Raw genomic sequence first — 4534 nt, forward strand, 5'->3', positions numbered from 1 at the left:
GGCCGAGCCGGGGCGGGGGGTGCCCGCGGTGCGCGGGGCCCGGGCCGTGCCGTGGGCGCCGCCGGCCAGCTCGTCGGGGGCGGGGACGCGCATCGAGGTGTGGGTGTCACGGTTGGAGTCGGCCGGCTTCGCACCCGGCACCAAGGGGACCGCGCCCCGTCGCCGGACCCGCTCCGGGGCCGGTCCGGCGGGCTGGTCCTCGCGGTCGGGGTCCTCCGCGGACTCGGTGTCGGGCTCGTCGACCTCAAGCGGGGGCATGCCAGCCAGCATCGGCAGCAGCTCCCGCAGCCGGGCGCCCAGCTCCGAGGCCCGTAGCCGGGAGGCCGGGGCCTTGGCCAGGCACTGCACCAGCAGCTGCCACAGCTCGTCCGGGATGCCGGGCAGCGGGACGACCGTCTCCGTGACGTGCCGGCGCAGGACCGCGCCGGGGTGGCCGCCGCCGAAGGGGGTGAAGCCCGCCAGCAGCTCGTACAGGACGGTGGCGAGCGCGTAGATGTCGACGGACGCGCGCGGGGGCAGGCCCTCGACGATCTCCGGGGCGAGGTAGTCCGGAGTGCCGATGATCTTCGTGGCCTTGGTACGGCGCGGGGTGTCGATGAGCTTGGCCACGCCGAAGTCGGTCAGCAGCGCGCGGTGCGAGCCGCCGGGGCCGAGCGGGCCCTGCATGTCGAGGAGGACGTTCTCCGGCTTGACGTCCCGGTGCACGACGCCGGCGGCGTGCGCGGCCGCCAGTCCGTCGGCGATGTCGGCCGCGATCGCGACGGCCGCCTCGGGGGCCAGGCGCCGGTCGCGGTCGAGGCGGGTGCGCAGGTCCGTGCCGCGCACGAGGTCCATGACGAGCGCCAGGTCGTTGCCGTCGACGACCAGGTCGCGCACCGAGACGACGTGCGGGTGCTCCAGGCCGAGCAGAGCGGTGCGCTCCTGGACGAAGCGCCCGACGAGCTCCTGGTCGGACGCCAGGTCCTCGCGCAGCAGCTTGATGGCGACGGGACCTTCCGGCCCCTCGCCCAGCCACACCGTGCCGGCGCTGCCCCGCCCCAGGATCTGGTGGGCGGTGTACCGGCTGCCGATCTTCCGTGCCAAGGCTGCTCCTACCGACGCGTGTTGTCGCTAAAACTACGCGTCCGGAGAGCCAACCTTCACCGTGGAAGCCGAAATCACCCGCCGGGTGTCGACAAATCACCAACCCCGCAGGGTGGTTCCGGTCAGTTCGTGCCGGAACTGCTCCCGAGCTTCTCGAACCAGCCGGTCACGGTGCTGAACCAGTCGGTGAGCTGGTCCCAGTAGCCCTTGGTGGTGCCGATCCAGTCCTGGAGCGGGCTCAGTTCCCAGATCAGCCAGCCCGCGACGAACAGGATGACGATCGTGAAGAGGCAGCCCTTCAGACAGCCGAGCCCGGGGATCCGCATCGGGTTGGCGCTGCGCTGCCGCGGCTGCCGGGGCTCGCGCTGCGGCCGCTGGGGCTGCTGCGGCTGGGCCGGCGGCGCGGGCGGGGCGTAGCGCTGCGGCGGCTGGGGCCGCTGGGGCTGCGGGGCGTACTGCTGGGGTTGCTGCTGCTGCGGGTGGCCGTAGCCGGGCCCGGGCGGGGGTGCCTGGCGGCGCGGGGGCTGCTGCTGGGGCCGGGCCACCTGGCGCTGGGGACGGCGGCGCAGCGGGTCCTCGCCGGGGTCGAGGTACTGGACCTGCGTCTGCTCGTTGCGGTCGCGGGCCGCCCGCAGCTGGTTCTGCCAGGGGTGCGGGTCCTCGGGGCCGCCCTGCTGGCCGGGCGAACCCTGCGGGACCGGCGGCATGACGGCGGTCGGGTCGGCCGCGCCCCGGTGGTTCATGACGGCGGTGGGGTCGGCGGCGCCGGCCGGGCCGCCGGTGTGCGGCATGACGCTGGTCGCGGCGTTCGGGTCGTACGAGCCTGCGCCGTGCGGCAGCACCTGCGTCGGGTCGGCCGCGCCGGGCGTGTCCGGCACCGGCGCGGGGGCCGGGTCGGGCACGAGGAGCATGCCGACGCCCTCGGCGGCGGCGATCTGCGCGGAGTTCGCGTGCACCCCGATGCCCTCGGCGACGACGCGCAGGCCGCGGGCGAGGTTCACGGCGCTGGGCCGCTCGTCGGGGTTCTTGCGCAGGCAGCGCTCGATGACCGTCCACAGGGGGTCGGGGACGGTGGAGGGGCGGCGCGGCTCGGCGCTCAGGTGCTGGTGCAGCACTTCCAGTGCGGAGCCGCCGGAGAACGGCGGGCGGCCGGTGACCAGCTCGTACAGCAGGATGCCGGCGCCGTAGATGTCGACGGCGGAGGTCTGCGGACGGCCCTCCGCGGACTCGGGGGCGACGTAGGCGGGCGTGCCGACGAACTCCTGGGTGCGGGTCAGCCCCGGGGAGTCGGCCAGGCGGGCGATGCCGAAGTCGGTCAGCAGCGGGTGCATCTGCCCGTCGTACTGCTGGAGCAGGACGTTGGCCGGCTTGAGGTCGCGGTGGACGACGCCGTCGGCGTGGCTGGCGGCGAGCGCGTCGGCGATCTGGGCGGTGAGCAGGGCCGCGGCGACCGGGGTGAAGGGCCCGTTCTCGCGCAGGTAGCGGTGCAGGTCGGGGCCCTCGACGAGGTCCATGACCAGCGCCAGCAGTTCGCCCTCGACCACCAGGTCGCGGACCCGGACGATGTTCGGGTGGGTCAGCCGGAGCAGGACGGAGCGCTCACGCAGGAACCGCATGACGATGTCCGGGTCGCCGGCCAGCTCCTCCTTGAGGACCTTGATCGCGACGGTCTCGCCGGGCTGCCCCGGCACGGCCGCCTCGGCGCCCGCGGTCTCGCGCTGGCGGGCTCGCCAGACGGTGCCCGTGGCGCCGCGTCCGAGCGGCTCCTCGAGCAAGTACTTGCTGCCTACCGGCCGCACGTCATGCGCTCCCTGGTGCTTGCCTTGCCTGCTGGCCTGTCCGACCCACTGTAGTGCCGGGGGGCCGAAGACCGGGGTGTCGTCTTTCTGTGGGTCTTACGTAGCCGCCCTCACACTCGTTCGAAGGAAAGACGCTCACCTCGGTCTTGTGGTTGCCGGGAACGAACGTGACTGATCTCAAGAGGTCGCCTGTGGGTCATCTCTCAGGCACTTTTGCGGGCAGAGCCGACCAATCAAGATCACCTTTTCCGGAGCGAGGGGCGCGCTGTCAGTGGCAGGTGCGAGGATGCTGGCAGTACTGGCCGACGTGCTGGGGCGGGGTGGGGGACTCCGCGCCCGGGCAGAAGGGACCGCTGACGGCGATGCAGATCCGGCTGACCGTCGTAGATCCGCTGGGCCCGTCGGCGCCGGCGCCGGACCGCGCCCCGCGCAGCGACGTCCTGGTCACCGCCCCCGCCGGTACGGCACTCGCAGCGGTGGCGTCGGCGCTCGTCCAGGTGGTCTCCGGCGGTGACGGCTCGGGTACGCCCGTGCTGTACGCCGGGGAGCAGCGGCTGGACGCGCAGCGCTGCACGCTGGGCGAGCCCCCGCTGACCGACGGTGCCGTGCTGTCCGTCGGCACACCCGGCGAGCCGGAGCCGCACCCCGAGCTGGACGACGCCCCGGCCCAGCTCCAGGTTGTGGCCGGCCCCGACGCCGGCGGCGTCCATCTGCTGCACGGCGGCGAGATCCGCATCGGCCGCTCGGCCGACGCCGACGTGCCGCTCGACGACCCGGACGTCTCCCGGCTGCACTGCGCGGTGACGGTGAGCGCGGACGGGCGCGTCGCGGTCGCCGACCTGGACTCCACGAACGGCACCACGGTGAACGGCGCGCGGGTCGGCGCCCGGGTGGTCCCCTTCACGCCGGGTGCGCTGCTGCGGATCGGCGAGTCGGCCCTGCGGCTTGCCCCGGCCGGGGGGCCCGGGGGCCGGGTGGAGACGACGCCGGACGGCGAGGGACACGTGCGCGTGGCCGGTCCCGCCGGGGAGAGAGAGGTGTCCCCCTCTCCCTCTTCCGTGGCGGATCCGGGACCGGCCGGCCCTTCGGGCCCCACGCAGCACGCCTACGGCTCGGCGGCCTGGGGCACGCCCGGTGCCTCCGGGCGCGGCCCGGCTGATCCGGCCGTGGTGCCGGGTCAGGGCGGGGCGCCTCGGATCGAGAGCGGGGGTGCTGGGGCGCCATCGGACGCGCCGCGGCAGTGGGAGCGGGGCAGCGGTGCCCGGCCTGCCGGCCTCGTGGGTGAAGCCCTGCCGGGTGATCGCCGCAGGGAGGTGCCGTCCCCGGGCAACCGGGGCGACGCGCCCTCCGGGAGTGAGGTGCCGCCGCCGGGACCGGGGGACGCTGCCCGCGCGGGGGACCACCGGAGTGACGTGCCGTCCGCGGGCAGTCAGGGCGAGGCCCCCCTGGGGAGGCGCCGCAGTGAGGTGCCGTCCCCGGGCAACCGGGCGGAAGCACCGTCCGGGAGCCACCGGAACGACATGCCCACCGCGGGCGGCAGGGGCGAAGCCCCGTCGGGTGACCGCCGGAGCGAGCCGCTCTCCCCGGGCAGCCGGGGCGATGCCTCCTCCGCGAGCCGCCGGAGTGACGTGCCGGCGCCGGGCGCGGGCGGC

General features: G+C 75.3%; 3 protein-coding genes. 1 reads left to right on the forward strand and 2 read right to left on the reverse strand.

Translation table 11 applies throughout. From position 1 onward, the window contains the following. Together GTY56_RS11185 and GTY56_RS11190 are read right to left on the reverse strand one after the other, a co-directional pair. Positions 1-1083, reverse strand: a 1083-nt coding sequence (locus GTY56_RS11185) for a serine/threonine-protein kinase (protein WP_161364965.1), incomplete at its 3' end; no start/stop codon positions are given. A 122-nt stretch (positions 1084-1205) separates the two neighbouring features. Beyond that, positions 1206-2882 (reverse strand): protein kinase domain-containing protein, encoded by a 1677-nt coding sequence (locus GTY56_RS11190; protein WP_161364967.1) that lies wholly within the window; start codon positions 2880-2882, stop codon positions 1206-1208. A gap of 362 nt (positions 2883-3244) precedes the next feature. Here GTY56_RS11190 and GTY56_RS11195 point away from each other — a divergent pair. Then, the coding region (locus GTY56_RS11195; protein WP_237524626.1) for an FHA domain-containing protein at positions 3245-4534 on the forward strand (1290 nt) is incomplete at its 3' end.

This window comes from Streptomyces sp. SID5643 (assembly GCF_009872555.1).
In the GTDB taxonomy this organism is placed as follows: Bacteria; Actinomycetota; Actinomycetes; order Streptomycetales; family Streptomycetaceae; genus Streptomyces; species Streptomyces iakyrus.